Below are 16,185 nucleotides of genomic sequence, written 5' to 3' on the forward strand. Positions count from 1 at the left end.
AGAAGCTAACAAAAAAACAAAGCCTAATCCGAAATGGATAGGCTTATTTTTGTTTGTCTGAGAAAGTAACATTAAATTTTTTAGCTTGCTCCAGACCTAATTGCTGTTGCAATACTTGTTCAGCAGCAGCTTTTCTCACCTTGCGTGACCAACGTTCGATTTTATCTATGATTTCTCTTTTTACGGCTTGGTTTGAAACATCATCAATAGATGAAAACGTTTGATCACCATATTCGCTTTGGTATATAAATGTAATCTTTACTTCGGACATAAAATCTCCCCCTGATAAAGCCTATGAAGAGACTAGGGAGGGACAACCCATTTATTTTTGCTTGTTCATCATTAAATTTACTTAGGCATATATATAAGACAAACGGCAAGGAGGGATATACATGGCTAATAACATAGAAAAGAATGTAGATCGATCAATAGCTATTTATTGCCGTGTATCCACCGATGAGCAAGCTCGTGAAGGTGTATCTCTTGATGAACAACAAGTCCGTTTAAAAGCTTATTGTCGCGCTATGGGCTGGGACCTTACCCCACTTGTATTTGTGGATGACGGGTATTCTGCAAAGTCAACTGACCGTCCACAATTGAATAAATTGCTGGCGAAAGTTAAAGCTGGTGAGCTATCCAAAATCATGGTCACTAAGCTTGACCGCATGAGCCGAAGATTATTGGATTTACTTAAAATGATTGATTTATTTCAAGAGCACGATGTATCTTTCATCTCAATTAGTGAGTCCTTTGATACAAATACACCTTCTGGAAGACTGACATTACAGGTGTTAGGGGCCGTGGCAGAGTTTGAACGCGAGCGTATTCGTGAGCGTGTTTTTGAAAATATGATCCATGCTGCTAAAGGTGGCAAATGGCTCACGCAAAGCCCTTATGGTTATAGATTATTTGATAAAGAATTAGTCATTCATGAAGAAGAGGCTAAAATTGTTAAAAGAGTTTATGAGGCCTATCTTGATAAAGGAATGGGTTGTTTTGCTGTTGCTAAAATGCTAAATAAAGAAGGTATCCCCTCCCGATTTAATAAAGAATGGTCGTTACGATCAGTAAAGTTGATGCTTACCAATCCAGCTTACAAAGGAACTTTAGTATGGAATCGCGTTGATTCAAGCAAAAAGAATCGTAAAGTAAAAGACGAAAGTGAATGGGTATCTTTGGACGAATGCCTACCAGTCATTATTGATGAGGATAAGTGGGAGGAAGTGCAGAAGCGTGTAAATGGCAATCAAATTGCTCCCCGTGCTGTATCTAGTCCTCATTTACTTGGTGGTCTTCTTAAATGTGGGAATTGTGGATCTGGCATGAGTATCGGTTGGTCAGGGTCAAAAAATAATCGTTATCGAGTTTACCGTTGCTCCGCAAATAAGAATAAAGGGACATGTACAAGTAAACAGTATCGGGCAGATGATGTAGAGCAGTGGTTCAAGGAAGGATTAAAAAGATTAGTTGATTCACTCGATGAAACTTTAGTGCCTATGATTATTGAACAACAAATGGAAAAGGACCTAAGTTATATACAAAATAGAATTGAAGTAGCTAGAAAGCGTTATGGACGAAAGGTCGAAGCTTATTCAGCAGACCTGATTACTATTGAAGATCTGAAATTGGAGAAAGATCGGATGGAGCAGGATATTGAGTTGCTAAATGGACTTAAGTTGATACAGGAAGATCAATTTGATATTGAAAAAATTAAAAAAGAAATACAAAAAAAGACATCCAAAGTTTTGGAGTCTTTGGATGTTCTTACAATTGAAGATGCTAAATCGCTTATTTATACATTTGTTGATAATACTAAGGTACTAGATTATGGGTCTATTGTAATAACTATAAAAGTTTAAGATTAGTGTAATAGTCAAAGATTCAACCATGCTTTAATATTACAACATTATGTATTTTACATCTGTGTTTATAAATTGTATTTAGTTTTTAAACTGTTTATTGCTGCCATTACTTTGTCAAAATCAGTTGTCCATCTTTATTTTCATCAGTCATTATGTGTGGAGAAATACTATAAGAAATTTTCCCATTGTACTCCATTAAAACATAAATTGCTGGCCTCAAATTGCAATCTTTATTCCAGTCCACAAATCATAGCAAACCAAGTAGTTAATATCTTTGCCATGACTTGAAGCTACTTTTATTATTTCAGCATGTGTATATACGGGGTTTTTCAAAATATCACTCCTTAAGGATTTTTCTCTAAAAGTGTATAACCATACCAGTTCATATCTAAAAACAACTTATAAGCCTTATTGCAATTTAAACCTTTTATTTTACCAAAGATCAAATCTTAACATCAACTGATCGCCATTTACCTTCTTCTTCAACAAAATATATGATTATTTCTTTTTCAGTTTCGCTAGTATTGCGCTCCAGTAAATACGTCAATCGCAATGCAAAAACATCCGTAAAGTTCTTATATGTACCAATATAAAATGGTCGGTGATAGTTGATACTACTATTCTTATTATCTTTAATAGATTTTAACAAATGTTGGGTATCTTCATCGTAAACCAAATCATTAAGGTCTTTCTTGATATTAATGAAATAATCTCTAAACGCAGCATAGAAGCTAAATATTCTATCAGTGGCTTCTGGTTTTCTATCAAAGAAGCTGTATTTTCGGGTCTGAATCATAACATCTGTGAGATTAAGCTCATATTGCTTCTCTTTGTCCCAGTACCAGATAAGCTTTTGAGGGCGTATATTAGGATCAAACTTATCATCTCTCTTTTCATAAAGAATCATATTTGAGTTATCATCGTTTCTTCTTGAACCTTCACTTAAATACAAAGGAACACCATTTTCATCTACAAGGTATAAATCCATACCCATCCACCGGTCTGTTTGACTCTTATTATCACTTTTCAATGCTATACCTGAAATGATAATGGTCCAGCCATGAGGACTCTCTACTAATCGTTTATCATAAAATAACATTAGCCTCATAGCAATGTTCTGGAGTTTAATAGGAAGCTTACTAGCAAAATCAAACTTCCTCGCTATCTTATCAAAATCATCTGGTGCAGCTGTTTTGTTTACAAGTAAAATCTCTTTCCATTGAATGACTTGTTCATTTCCTTCTTCTAGCTCCCAGCCGCTGATTTTAATAGACTTCGTTGTGACTGTATGCTGCTGATAGAAATATATAGTAACGGCGGCCCACGCTATGAAAGCTACGACTATAACACCTAATAAAATCTTGTACTTTTTTCTCATCTCGCACCTCTTATCTATAACTTTTGCAAATACTGATTTTAAAAGCCTTTGATTACTTCTATGGTATTTGTATAGTGTTCATCGATAATCATCATTTGCTCTGAAAGTAAATCAATAAATGATACTGGCGAATTCGATTCACTTTTATACTCATCTCGTATTGTTTCATATACCTTTATTACAGATTCTAACTGTTGTCTTTCCTCACTCGTAATTGAATAATCACCGTTTCTTAGAAACTTTAAGTTCATACTATGTAAAAACATATCTACTCTTAATAAGCTATATTGAAATAAAATCCATTTCGGAACGTTTTGGTCCATTTCATATGGTCTAATTCGATTTAAACATCCATTTATACTTCTGCTTGCTCCAATAACAACTCTCCAAGAGTTATATAAATCTATTTCCATGTGTTGGTTCAAATCACCATTAGAATGGTCAAGGAAAATATGCAACGAATTAGCGAGGCTTTCTCCATAAACTGATATCTCCCATAAACTATTTTGGTTTATGCTCTGGTTTTGAGTGATTTTGTGATTGTATATATGATAAACGTAAATATTAAATATAATGGATACTATTAAGGATAATACAAGAATATTTGATGATTTAGGTTTCATCTGCAACCTCATTTCTAGCAAATTTAAGGCATTTTGGTATAACATATGTATATTTTTATTCGCTTTGTTTCCTTAAATTTCCTTCTTTTCTAAAATAATTATGTATATAACGCTTTATTGAATAAAAAAAGACAGTTATCTGATGACAACTGTCAGTATCTATACATTCATACCCATTACGACCATAACAAAAATTATTATTTAATCAGATGCATTAAAGAGCCTAAACTTTGTTCTAAAGCCTCGGATACAAGCTGATAGAAGTCGTTTTAATGCTCAATCGTATGCGCTAACATTATACTTAATTTGTAGCGTTCTGTACAAAATCTTTTTTTATACTATAGGCAGCTATAAAAAGCCATTCAATGCAATATTAAAATATTACCACGTTTGCTAGCAACATCATATTGATGATAATGCGTTTAATGATACAGTAAGTATGCAAACACTAGAGCAATTGACCTAGCTACTGGCATGAAAAAATGGAGTGTACGTTTTTCTGATAATTCTAACGTTAGTTTCCACACAGGAATATATCACTCCGATTCAGCTGTTCGAAATGGTGTTGTTTACGTAGGAAGCCGCAAGCGATTTTATGCCATTCGTGACAAAGGAAATACCTATGAAATTTTGTGGTCAGTTCCTTTAAGGGGTTGGATAATACTGCTCCAATTATTACGGATAAAACAATATATATTAGTCAGTTTAGGAGTGATTTAATTGCACTTGACCTTAAGACAGGCGAAGTTCTGTTAGACGTCCCTCCCATCATCATTGATAATACTACAATGATGCCCATTCGCTTTATCAGTGATATCTTGGACTTTGATGTTCGGTGGGATGAGCAAACCCGTTCAGTATACATCATTAAATCTTATAGGGATTATGGTATAGGGACCTTGATAATAGATGGCCAAGTCTTTCCTCAAGGTATAGGTATTAAAAAAAGCATAGGTTTGATGGTTAATCCAAAAATTTTATTCCGACATATTGGGGCAGAATATTCTGTGCTTTATCCCGCATCACCTGAAGCATATGCTATTTTAGATAATCAGAAAAATATTTTTAGTATCCCTCCTAATTTTAAAGAGCATGTTGCTTTTTACAATGGAAAGGAAATTCCCGTTGCGTCAATTTTTGGTCCAGGCGAGATATTGTATGTGCAACTAAGCTTCTTCGAACAGGCTTTTGGTTGGAAGTACACTTTAGATATATTTACTAATACTTTAGAAATAATAACTGATCAGCATTAATCTCCAAAAGAAATGTACAGAAAAGCCCCCTTATCGAACAGTGAAATAGAAATTGTTCTACATGGGGGCTTTAATAAATTATTATCCAAATATCTAAATTAAAAGCTGCATTTATATGACCTTACTCTTCTATACGCTTATATATCGAGATACCCTTAGAAGAAGGAAGCCCAAGCGCAATAGTTGATACTAGAGAGATGATATTACAATAAAAATGGCCATCCCATGATGGCCATTTTTATACAAACCCTACTTTATTAATTTCAAATACACATCCAAACTACGTACTAGCGCCTCGGATACTAGCTGGTAGAAATCATTATAATCCTCAGTGGTATGCGCTTTATCTAGTGCATTATAATACTGCAAACGTTCTTCTTTCTTAATAATCAATGGAGGATATCCATGCTTCATTAACTCTAAATTTAATAGCATTCTTGCAGTTCTGCCATTGCCATCAACAAAAGGGTGTATCTTCACGAATACAATATGCAATATAGCTGCACGTTGAATTACGTGTAAGCTTTGCCCTTCTTCATGATACCACTTAAGCAATTTCCCCATCTGATCAGGAACGAGCATAAAATCTGGTGGTATATGCATTGCACCACTGATTAGAACGTTTTCCTTTCTATATATTCCAGCATTTTGTTCATCGATTCCTTTTAAAATTATCTGGTGAATATTCTTAATCTGCCACTCCGAGAAAGTTTCCTTATTATGAACAATATCTTCAACATACAGAATCGCTTCCTTATGGTTAGTAGCCTCCAAATGCTCTTTCATCGTCTTGCCGCCAACCGTAATACCTTCTAAAACTACCTTAGTTTCTGATAGGGTAAGGGTATTACCTTCGATAGCATTGGAGTTATAGGTCCACTCAAGTAGTATGCTTTCTCTTATGCTCTTTACCGTATGTACTGGGAGTGGCCTTTTTTGATCTAATAGATTTTTCTTTTGTTCAATTCTCTCAAACATAATTATCATCCGTTCACTATGTAATAACCATATTATACTTGCTTCCGTCAAACTTTACAAACAAGCTAAACTGTTCTCGTTCCTATATCTACAATCTATAAACAAACAATAATACCATGGGAATTAATTACACTATTTCCTTAGCAGTCGATAAAGTATACTTACTTAAATAACAATGACTTTGTATCTTATATCTAGGGGTTGCATAATGAATGGCTTACAATAAACCTAAGCTAATTTTATTCACTATTATTTTTCTAATTCTATTTACCTTCATCATATTAGTTTCCATCTATGATGAAAACCCAGCAGCAGAAATTAAGTCGAGCCTCATTATGACTCATGCTATTTCTTTTCTATTATTAACTTTGAATATCTACCTCAGGATGAAGTATGAAAAAAGAGCTAGTATTACTGCTATTTGTGCATTTTCTATAATCCATTTATTTACTTTTTATCGATGGGATACTCCAAGTCTTGTACGTTAAGATTAGAGAGATGCACGATATTTGCTCCTCCGGAAGCCATTCCTTGTGCAAACTTTGGAAAAGTGACCTCTCCACTTTCATTATAAGGAATCCATGCATACTCGAGACTGTATGGCTGCATAAAGTTATAAAAATGCCGTCTTGGTTGCTTTGATTTTTCTACTTTTTCGTATGAATCAAGAAACGCGATCCATTCATTCGGAATAGGAACTACAGCGTACGATTTCTCTTCTTTCTCATAGAGAACAGTGGTATGAAGTTGGATCCTAGGTGTATACCGATGCACACTATCACTTACATAATACCCTCTACGACCAATTAAATAAAAATCTATCGTAGCTATGTCATTATCCGGACTTATGTTCCAGATTAAAGCATAGCTAGAAGGAGCTTTCGGATTCGTCTTCCATAAAAATGGTAGTTGGCTGGTGTCAATTCCTTCTATTCTCCAGCTCCGATTCTTCCATGTCCAGCAGCTAGTTGCATATCCATTTTCAGTAATGAAAGGTACTAATACATGCTTCTCATCTAAGAAAACAACATCTTGAATTTCCATTGCTTTGGGATTAAAATAATATCGGTTTAATGCTTCTATTGCTTGATCATCGTTTAAAAAATCTGTTGGTCCTGAAAAATAGTAATAATAAACTCCCACTGTTATTATTAGAAAGGCCGCAATACTTGTTTGAATCCAGATTTTATTCTGTTTCATTCCTTATCACCACCTTTCAAGAATGATTCATTACTACGAAAATATCGTTGTTTATCCTTCGAGTCTATTAAAATACCTTTCCCATCCCTTTCTACATATATCAACGTAAATAATCCGCTACCCCACTTAGATGATGTACCACTTAGTGAATAGGGGTATTTCTCAATTCTTTTATCTGGCTCCACATTAATAACGGTTTGTGTATACCAATCAATACTCATTAATTGTTCTTCCTCAAATAGAGGAAGGAACTGCTCGAAGCGTTCTTTATCAAATGTTACATTTTCAGCAGTAGGATGGATGGGAATAATTACTGCCTCGTCATACTGGGAAATATACGTTGAGAGATTTCCTTTAGGATAAACTACTGAATTTAAGAAAACTGCTATGATTGTCATTGCAATGAAGATAAAATTAGCAAAGAATCCTAGCCATGCAAAACGACGATAACGATTCCATGCCCCTTTTCGCGAAGAAGCATACCCATAGAGAATCCAAACTCCTAATGGCAAGATCGGAATTTTTATCATTGTTTGTAAGTTTGCATAGTTTAGGTCAAATGTAATTATGCCTACAAAAGTGGCGACATAAGCCTTCCAAAGTTTTGGCTTCACTTCTTGTTTTTGATAATAATAGTAAATCAAATAGATGATAAAGCTCCATGATAAAATAGAAAACACTACTTCTATAATATTATTAGGACCATTCCAGGTGACGTGCATTTTGTAATCTCCTTATTCCTTTTTACTCTTTCAAAAAGCAAATCTACGTGCCAATTTCCCTTAGCTTTTTTACTAGTTTTTTAATTGAATTAGCCTGTAGTAGCAAGAGAAGTCCAAGCATAATTTTTATTGCTTCTACCACTATACTGGAGTAAATTGGCCAGTGTATCTGTGGTATATTCATAAACTCTTTATCCATCATGGCAATTTGGGAAATATATCGAATCTGTTCTGGTATACTAAAAACTAATAATAATACACCTAAAATCGAATACGCGATTGGTTCAATTTTCTCTATATCTATATTTGTTGGTTCTTCTTTCGCCTCTTTCAATACCAGATAGCTTGATATTCTTTCTGCAAAAATCCATAGAATTATACCGAAAACAAATACTACGATTACTGGTATAGATAATGAGGCTAATATTCTATTAAAGTTTGGATCGTACATACCCATAAAACTCGGAAGAGAAATAGTTACGACATTACCAAGATACCTAAACCCAAGAACTATAAAACAAATGGACAGGACCCTTATAACCATAAATGCAATTGACTTCATTGATACGATCAACTTCCTCTCTATTTCTTTTCTATTAGCTATTTGTTTGCTCTTACCTGCATTTGCATAAATAACGTTTCTACATACCATTCGCTATTTGCCTTTAATTTCCTTTTTTCAAAATAATTAGGTCTAATAAAGCTTGTTTTAAATACAAAAAAAGACAGTTATTCTATTAAAAAAGACCTCCATAGAGGTCATTTAGCTTGTAAATATCTTATTGAAATGTTGCTTTTTATCAAACATAACTAATCTCTTTTTCTCGACTTCTTTTATTAACTTTTGTTCTTCCTCTAGCTGTTGTTGTGTTACCTTTTCTTTTATTCTCTTTTCTAGGTTTAAAATTGTATTAGCGATAACTATACACCAATTACCTTCTTCAATCCACTCAATATCTTTAGAACCACATTTGCTCGGAATATAATCCATTTCCCAATCCATTTCTATGTTCCCAATATCAACTACATCTAATGATTCGTTGTTATCAATATCTACTAGTATAATTACTAAATTCCAAGACCGATTTGTGCTCTCATCACGAGCACCTTATGAGAAGGAAGCCCAGCCTTCGTTGATTGAGATAATATCGCGCTGCCATGACTCAAGAATTTTACTATTTTCCATAATAAAATAGAGTAGGTCCTTTTCAGATATCTCGCAGCTGTATCTACTCTTTAGATTATCAAAGCTATTTCTCTCCTCTTCATCCGTGGCATCAAGGCCCCAAAGATCATCGTATGCAGTTTCTTTCCTGGAAGCTTTTAGCTGATCTCTTTTCTTTACATCAGCATTTGACGTGAATAGATCTTCCTGTCCTTTTCTCTCAAATAATGACGGATCTATATGCTCTTGAATCGCAATTACTGAATCTAAGAAGTCTTCCACTGCTTGAATCCCGTATTCGGATTCGTACTGCCGTATTCTCTCAGCCGCTACGGACATGCTTTCTACCATATATCGCGAAGTATTTCGGAAACGATTGTTATTCTTGAAAAAGTCACTATGACCTAACACGTGTGCCGAAACAAGCTTATTCTGTATGAGATTATTCCCTTCTAGTAAAAACGCGTAGCATGGATTTGAATTAATGACGAGTTCATAGATTCTATTTAGATTAAAGTCATATTGCATTTTCATTCGGTGAAACGACTTACCAAAGCTCCAGTGGGAGAACCTTGTCGGCATTCCATACGCTGCAATGGTGTAAATGATATCTGCCGGACACACCTCATAATGCATGGGAAAATAATCTAAGCCAAAGCTGTCTGCAATTGCCATGATATCCCTCCTGCTTTACGAACATCGTTTTCAGTGCCTTATGCACATCTGCCCGTTCACGAATCACAGCCTTACGGAATTTCGGATGCTCAAGATGATTATAGACAGACATTAAGCTAGAATGGCGGTTGTACTGGTTTACCTCGCCATAGCCAAGCATATTACTGAGGTCCATAAGCTCTTTAATTAATTTGACACAACGATTATTATCCGATGTTAAATTGTCTCCGTCAGAGAAATGAATCGGATAAATATTATGTTTGGATGGGCTGTACTGCTGATGAATGAGTTCAATGGCTAAACGATAGGCAGAAGAACATATGGTTCCTCCACTTTCCCCTTTTGTGAAGAATTCTTCCTCGGTAACAACCTTTGCTTCGGTATGATGGGAAATGAACACAATATCAACCTTCTCGTATCGAGTGCGCAGGAAGCGAATCATCCAGAAAAAAAAACTCCGCGCAATGTACTTCTCAAATTGTCCCATCGATCCACTGGTATCCATCATCGCTAGTATGACTGCATTGGAGTGTGGAACCATGATCTCTTCCCACGTCTTATAGCGCAAATCGTCTGTCGAAATGTTGTGAATGCCTGGGCTGCCATCTCGCGCATTCCGCTTGAGATTCTCCAAGATTGTACGTTTCTTATCAATATTTCCTGTTAGCCCTTTTTTCCGAATATCATTAAAGCGTATTTCGTCAATGGTGATTTGTTCGTTTTCCTTCTTCTCTAAGTTCGGTAATTCAAGATCCTTGAAGATCATTTCTTCTAACTCATCAACAGATACTTCTGCTTCGTAATAGTCAACACCCGGTTGTTCCCCAGCTCCAGAATCTTGCCCATCACCTGGTGCTGGTCGTCCCGCTTGTTGATCCTTAGCGATTACGTCCCCAACCTGGCTATCGCCATCTCCTTGTCCTCCATGTTTTTGCTTGTTAAAATTGTATCGAAAGCGATATTCATCTAGAGAGCGAATAGGAACTTTTACAACGTCCTTACCCCTAGACATAATAATCGATTCCTCGGTAATCAAATCCGGTATATTCTTCTTAATGGCTTCTTTAATTTTCTCTTGATGGCGAACCTGATCGAGATGCCCCTTACGATGAAGAGACCAGTCATCCTTCGATAAGATAAATAATCGGTCATTCATGTTGACATTCACCCCCATAAAACCTCTACTACTATATGTATGCGTAAGATTGGGAATGTTTCAATATAAAAATACTCCCCAAAGGCTAGTATAGATTCGTTACATCTATGTCCTGTAGGGAGTACTCTATTTAATGATTTTAGTTTATGTGATTTGTTTAGCTTAGTAAGTTGTTAGTTATTTGATTGCATCTAACTTTTCGCGGAAAGCCTTTTCATCGAGTGGTCCAATATAGTTCCACACTTCTTCGCCACTAGCATTATACGTGTACAACGTTGGTACATAACGGACTTGGTACTGTGTTAAGAATTCTTCATTCGAGCTACGGTTTGCATCAACTTTTATAAAAGCAATATTACTATACTCTTCTTCTGCTACTAACTTGTTAAATACGACATCCAGTCGCACACAAGACGGTCAGGTGTCTGTATAAAAATACAGGAAAATTGGTTGACCATTCTCTAAAGCTGTGTGAAAGCGATTGACTGCATCGCCGCGGTCTTTATAGTCACCAGTTTCGTTTCCATTCTGGTTAGTAGGCGGAAGTTGATCTACGCCCTTTTTCTCATCATCCTGATTACCACAGCCCGCTAATATTGTTATTGCTAGTAATGCTATTAGCATGACGAGAGCATATCTTTGGATAGCTTTTAGATTTACAAATGCCATTGGAATTCCCCATTTCTTTTTTATAATTTATCACAAAGATTCAATACAGTCGATAAGCAAGCTTTTCCTAACGAAACCACTGGATATATTTCTTCGCAAGCTTTGGTAGAAAGCCAGAGAATAATTTCTTGCGCCAATATTGGTCAGCGGCCCTTTGGAGAATTGCCCCATGGGTTGGGTACGGGTGTATTACCTTGGAAACGTTTCCGATTGGGTGCTTATATTGCTTGGCATAGACGAGCTCTTGCATCCAAGTACTTGCGCCTTTCCCGACGGCATGTGCACCGAGAATGAAACCCTTTTTATCTGTAATCACTTTAAGGATACCGACCGATTGACGATCCGTGACAAAACGATCCACATCATCTACGTTCACCTTGTAGACTTCAAGATTATCTACGTGTTTACAACGCGCTTCATCTTCCGTTAAGCCCAAGTGATAAATTTCCGGGTCCGTATACGTAACCCATGGCAGCGAATCATATTGCGCTTTATTCCGTAAGCCAAACACGGCATTCGCAATCACGGCCTTCCCTTCCATCCCCGCAGCGTGGGTGAATAAGTATTTCCCAATTATATCTCCCACGGCAAAAATATTAGAAACAGAAGTTTGCAGAGTGTCTTTAACAAGTACATGTCCATTCTGCGTCTCGACACCAATCTTCTCTAAACCTAAAGATTCAATATTGCTTGTTCTACCGGCAGCGATTAGTAGCTGGTCTACTTCTAATGTTGTTTCTCGTTTCACTATATTCTTATCGTCAGTAGCAAGGTACTGAATGTGCAATCGGATACTACCCGAAGGATGAATTGGTTCAACCTTAGTAACCTGCGATTGGAAGTGGAATATCATTTCTTTTTCTAATTCTTGTAATGCGACCGGGATAAGCTCTTTATCTTCCTTAGCTAAGATTGTATTCGACCGAACGAATACATTGACTTCAGATCCTAGTCTCGAAAATGCTTGGGCCATTTCAAGTCCGATGGGCCCACCCCCGATTACTGCTAAACGCTTTGGCGCCGCATCTAAATCAAAAATCGTTTCATTCGTGATATATTCTACAGTTTCTAACCCTTCGATTGCTGGAATGGATGGCCTTGATCCAGTCGCTATTACGATTCTCTTGCCCCATATCTTCATTGTTTCTTGGTGCTGGCTCGCAATTTGGATTTCATTGCGTGTAATAAAAGAGCCTTCTCCATGATACACATCGACACCCATGTTCTCGAATCGCTCGACACTATCATGTTTTTCAATAATCTTCTGCGCATCTATTACACGCTTTTTCGCCACTCCGAAATCTATGTCTCCTGATAAATGCAGTCCGAATTCTTTGGCCGCCTTTCTAGCATTGTAGACTTCCTTTGCCGCTTGTAACAGTGCTTTCGATGGTACACAACCATAATGCAGGCAGTCGCCACCAGGCTGCTTTTCTTTTTCTATTAACGCTACCGATGCTCCTAAGCCAGCAGCTCCTGCTGCCACTGTAAGACCTCCGGCACCGCCACCGATGACAACGATGTCGTATTTTTTCATAACAGCATGAACTCCTTCTAATCGTTTCGAGCTTATACTTGTACTATACCATTTTCCAAAAGCTTATGTTAGAATTCTATGTGATTATAGACGAGAGTTTGCAAATCGGAGGAACGTATGACAGAACAACTATTAGATTTACTTCACGAATATAGAAGCTGGGCAATGGTAATTAGCATAATGCTAGGAGTTGTCATAGCGATTATGGGTGTCTTACCTAGTTATTTCTTAACTGCCGCTAATTTGGTTTTCTTCGGATTTTGGACTGGGACCTTGATTTCTTTCATTGGGGAAGTTCTCGGGGCAATTCTTGCGTTTATCTTATATCGAATGGGATTCCGTAACTTTTTGCAAAAACAATTAGAAAAATACCCGAAAGCACAAAGGCTCATTAATGCAGAAGGCAAGGATGCATTTATGCTTGTCCTCACCCTGCGATTATTGCCTTTTATGCCATCGGGTCTTGTAACCTTCGGAGGTGCTATTGGAAAGATTTCATTGCTTTCTTTCGCCATAGCAAGCTCCATCGGAAAACTACCGGCATTATTATTCGAAGCATTCTCTGTGTATCAGGTGACGCAATTCAATTGGTTAGGGAAGGTAATACTATTCTTAGCTTTACTATATTTCGTATATCTACTATTTAAATCCCGGAATTCTATATAAGTAATTTCTTTTCTTATTACTCTACAGATCACTAAAACTATACGAATTTATATCCGACTCCCCACACGGTTTTCAGGATTTCGTCGACAGGCACACCCTTACTTCTTAGCTTCTCGCGCAGATTCTTCACATGAGAGTCGACGGTTCGTAAATCACCGAGATAATCATAGCCCCAGATAAGCTCTAGTAGTTTCTCTCTAGAAAAAACTTTCCCAGGATTTACAAGGAATGTCTGTAAGAGTTGAAATTCCTTTGGCGTTAATTCAATTTCTAGCCCTTGATAGAACACCTGATAAGATTCCACATTGATTCTCAAACCCTTGTGTTCAAGGGTTTGATTCGTGTCATCTGGCTGGTCTTTTACTTCCGTAGTTCTTTTGGCTGTTCGTCGAAGAATTGCTTCTATCCTCGCTAATAACTCCATTTCCTCAAATGGCTTGACTATATAATCGTCAGCGCCAATCGTTAAACCTTTTACCTTATCCATGACTTGATCTCTTGCTGTCAGCATGATAATAGGAACATCACTAAAGCTTCGGATCTTTTGGCAAGTCTCCCATCCGTTTAGTTTCGGCATCATCACATCCAATAGCACTAAATCAAATGTAAATGCTTTTAACATTTCGATTGCTATTTCTCCTGAATCTGTGGTTTCTATCTCGTAGCCGTTTTTCGTCAAGTAAATCTCAATTAAGCGCTGCATTGGTGCCTCATCATCGACTACCAGTATTCTAGTCTTATGTTCCAACGGACGTCCTCCTTTTTTTTGTAAAAGTAACCGAAAAATATTTATTCATTCGGTAGTTGAATCTCGAATGTAGTCCCTTGACCTTCCTTGCTTGAAACGCTTATTTCCCCTTTATGTAATTCTATAATCTTTTTTACAATCGCTAGTCCAAGTCCTGAACCACCAGTATCCCGAGAGCGAGATTTCTCAGCGCGGTATAGTCTCTGCCATATAAACGGTATGTCATCCTCGCGAATGCCGCTCCCTGAATCGGAAACTGTTACTGTAGTATGTGTCATTGATTGTTTCAATGCAATTTGCACAAAACCACCAGGGGCTGTGTAACGTAATGCATTATCCAAGAGATTTACAATCACTTGTGACATCCTCTCACCGTCAAGGTTGATATTGCACTTTTCCTCTTCATGTTGAAAACACAAGGTGACTTCTTTCTCTGCATAAATCGGTGCTAGCTTCCCATACACACTATTGATAAGTTCTACTAAATCAATCCTGTATTTCACAATATTAAAAGATGGTTCATCCATTTTGCTTAGTGTTAGTAAGTCCTGCACTAAACGTTGCACCCTCTTCGATTCATCATAAATAATTTGATGAAATTGCTGAATCTCTTCTTGGTCTTTTACTTCATTTTTTACTAGTAGCTCCGAGTAACCTTTTAAATACGTTAGCGGTGTACGCAATTCGTGGGCTATATCTGATAAGAATTCATGGCGGCTTGTCTCATAATGATTCAGGTTTTTCGCCATTGCATTAATTGCTTGGCCTAGCTCCGCTAATTCGTCCCCACCTTTAGGCTTGATTTCAATGTCAAAGCTTCCTTTTGAAATACTTTCCGTTGCGTTTTTCATTTCTAGTAAGGGCCTCGTAATGACTCGTGACAATAGATAGATTAAAAGTACCCCTATTAGACCACTAATTAACCAAACCGCAACGACGATTTTAAATTGGAACGTTACAGCATCTCGTATGGGTTTCGTAGGTGTAAACATATATACAGCGCCAAACAGTTCGTTATTTTTAATAATTGGAGAACGAGTGACAATATAAGGCTTGTTTCGCCAGTCTATCTCGATGGCCTCCTGATGATGAATTCGTGCATGACCAAGTGGTTGTACGTATATATACTGGTCTTCCGTGACCGCTTCCGAGGCAATTAGAACCCTGCCATTCTTATCAACGACAATTACGTCAGTAATTGCATCTCTTTCCATAGAAGCTACATGCTCAAGTGTATGTATATTATAGTGCTCTGCTAATACTTCTGCATGTCCATGTCCCCGGTGCATTAACTCATCTGTTACGTATTCAATGAAAAACGTGTTAAATAGACTATGGGTTATGAAGACAACACCAGTTACGATTATCAGCAAAAGGATAGAAAAAATAATACTCAATTTCACCGATATGCGGTGTAACATATTCAACCCCCTTATCTATTCCAACGATAACTCTTCACTGATTCTACAAATATTTTGACTAAAAAGCAAAGATTTTCATCTCCATAAAAAAACCATAAATGCTACAAAGATTCAGCAAACTTCTCTGTTACA

18 protein-coding genes are annotated in these 16,185 nt (G+C 36.8%); 3 read left to right on the forward strand and 15 right to left on the reverse strand.

Annotated elements, in window-relative coordinates; translation table 11 throughout:
• Positions 1 to 43: 43 nt before the first annotated feature.
• Positions 44 to 271: a hypothetical protein gene (locus tag BHU72_RS01930; protein WP_069700948.1), complete on the reverse strand. Its 228-nt coding sequence runs from the start codon at positions 269 to 271 to the stop codon at positions 44 to 46.
• 121 nt (positions 272 to 392) lie between these two features.
• Here BHU72_RS01930 and BHU72_RS01935 point away from each other — a divergent pair, with 121 nt between their 5' ends.
• Complete coding sequence (locus tag BHU72_RS01935) at positions 393 to 1,859, forward strand: recombinase family protein (protein WP_069700949.1); 1,467 nt, start codon at positions 393 to 395, stop codon at positions 1,857 to 1,859.
• Positions 1,860 to 2,304: 445 nt separating this feature from the next.
• Here BHU72_RS01935 and BHU72_RS01940 read toward each other — a convergent pair whose 3' ends face one another.
• Entirely contained in the window at positions 2,305 to 3,240 is a 936-nt protein-coding gene (locus BHU72_RS01940) for a hypothetical protein (protein ID WP_069700950.1), read from the reverse strand.
• 38 nt (positions 3,241 to 3,278) lie between these two features.
• On the reverse strand, positions 3,279 to 3,665 hold the full coding sequence (locus BHU72_RS01945) for a hypothetical protein (protein WP_176720376.1): 387 nt from the start codon (positions 3,663 to 3,665) through the stop codon (positions 3,279 to 3,281).
• Positions 3,666 to 4,516: 851 nt separating this feature from the next.
• Between BHU72_RS01945 and BHU72_RS01950 the strand changes: the two genes are divergently transcribed.
• Positions 4,517 to 5,116: a copper amine oxidase N-terminal domain-containing protein gene (locus BHU72_RS01950; protein ID WP_069700952.1), complete on the forward strand. Its 600-nt coding sequence runs from the start codon at positions 4,517 to 4,519 to the stop codon at positions 5,114 to 5,116.
• 249 nt (positions 5,117 to 5,365) lie between these two features.
• Here the strand turns inward: BHU72_RS01950 and BHU72_RS01955 are convergent, their stop codons facing one another.
• From BHU72_RS01955 to BHU72_RS02000, 10 genes are all read right to left on the reverse strand, one after another.
• Positions 5,366 to 6,094: a Fic family protein gene (locus tag BHU72_RS01955; RefSeq protein WP_069700953.1), complete on the reverse strand. Its 729-nt coding sequence runs from the start codon at positions 6,092 to 6,094 to the stop codon at positions 5,366 to 5,368.
• Positions 6,095 to 6,541: 447 nt separating this feature from the next.
• The gene (locus BHU72_RS01960; protein ID WP_069700954.1) at positions 6,542 to 7,294 is read right to left on the reverse strand and encodes a hypothetical protein; all 753 of its coding nucleotides are present in this window, start codon (positions 7,292 to 7,294) and stop codon (positions 6,542 to 6,544) included.
• Positions 7,291 to 8,016 (reverse strand): hypothetical protein, encoded by a 726-nt coding sequence (locus BHU72_RS01965; RefSeq protein ID WP_069700955.1) that lies wholly within the window; start codon positions 8,014 to 8,016, stop codon positions 7,291 to 7,293. Before BHU72_RS01965 ends, BHU72_RS01960 begins: the two co-directional genes overlap by 4 nt.
• A 43-nt stretch (positions 8,017 to 8,059) precedes the next feature.
• The gene (locus tag BHU72_RS01970) at positions 8,060 to 8,467 is read right to left on the reverse strand and encodes a hypothetical protein (protein WP_141709225.1); all 408 of its coding nucleotides are present in this window, start codon (positions 8,465 to 8,467) and stop codon (positions 8,060 to 8,062) included.
• 312 nt (positions 8,468 to 8,779) lie between these two features.
• A complete protein-coding gene (locus tag BHU72_RS01975) occupies positions 8,780 to 9,019 on the reverse strand; it encodes a hypothetical protein (protein ID WP_069700957.1) in 240 nt (79 codons plus the stop codon).
• Positions 9,020 to 9,124: 105 nt separating this feature from the next.
• The gene (locus BHU72_RS01980; protein ID WP_069700958.1) at positions 9,125 to 9,856 is read right to left on the reverse strand and encodes a SpoVR family protein; all 732 of its coding nucleotides are present in this window, start codon (positions 9,854 to 9,856) and stop codon (positions 9,125 to 9,127) included.
• Complete coding sequence (gene yhbH, locus BHU72_RS01985; RefSeq protein WP_069700959.1) at positions 9,807 to 11,012, reverse strand: sporulation protein YhbH; 1,206 nt, start codon at positions 11,010 to 11,012, stop codon at positions 9,807 to 9,809. The genes BHU72_RS01980 and yhbH overlap by 50 nt, the downstream gene beginning before the upstream one ends.
• A 177-nt stretch (positions 11,013 to 11,189) precedes the next feature.
• On the reverse strand, positions 11,190 to 11,420 hold the full coding sequence (locus BHU72_RS01990; RefSeq protein WP_069700960.1) for a thioredoxin family protein: 231 nt from the start codon (positions 11,418 to 11,420) through the stop codon (positions 11,190 to 11,192).
• Positions 11,421 to 11,429: 9 nt separating this feature from the next.
• Positions 11,430 to 11,681: a hypothetical protein gene (locus BHU72_RS01995; protein WP_069700961.1), complete on the reverse strand. Its 252-nt coding sequence runs from the start codon at positions 11,679 to 11,681 to the stop codon at positions 11,430 to 11,432.
• 67 nt (positions 11,682 to 11,748) lie between these two features.
• Positions 11,749 to 13,218 (reverse strand): dihydrolipoyl dehydrogenase family protein, encoded by a 1,470-nt coding sequence (locus BHU72_RS02000; RefSeq protein WP_069700962.1) that lies wholly within the window; start codon positions 13,216 to 13,218, stop codon positions 11,749 to 11,751.
• A gap of 117 nt (positions 13,219 to 13,335) precedes the next feature.
• Between BHU72_RS02000 and BHU72_RS02005 the strand changes: the two genes are divergently transcribed.
• Complete coding sequence (locus BHU72_RS02005; RefSeq protein WP_069700963.1) at positions 13,336 to 13,884, forward strand: TVP38/TMEM64 family protein; 549 nt, start codon at positions 13,336 to 13,338, stop codon at positions 13,882 to 13,884.
• 37 nt (positions 13,885 to 13,921) lie between these two features.
• On the opposite strand, the gene BHU72_RS02010 is transcribed toward BHU72_RS02005, so the two are convergent.
• The gene (locus BHU72_RS02010) at positions 13,922 to 14,632 is read right to left on the reverse strand and encodes a response regulator transcription factor (protein ID WP_301553472.1); all 711 of its coding nucleotides are present in this window, start codon (positions 14,630 to 14,632) and stop codon (positions 13,922 to 13,924) included.
• Between the two features lie 41 nt (positions 14,633 to 14,673).
• Positions 14,674 to 16,053: a sensor histidine kinase gene (locus tag BHU72_RS02015; RefSeq protein WP_069700964.1), complete on the reverse strand. Its 1,380-nt coding sequence runs from the start codon at positions 16,051 to 16,053 to the stop codon at positions 14,674 to 14,676.
• Between the last annotated feature and the right edge of the window lie 132 nt (positions 16,054 to 16,185).

The sequence above is a fragment of the Desulfuribacillus stibiiarsenatis genome, assembly GCF_001742305.1.
Classification (GTDB): Bacteria; Bacillota; Bacilli; order Desulfuribacillales; family Desulfuribacillaceae; genus Desulfuribacillus_A; species Desulfuribacillus_A stibiiarsenatis.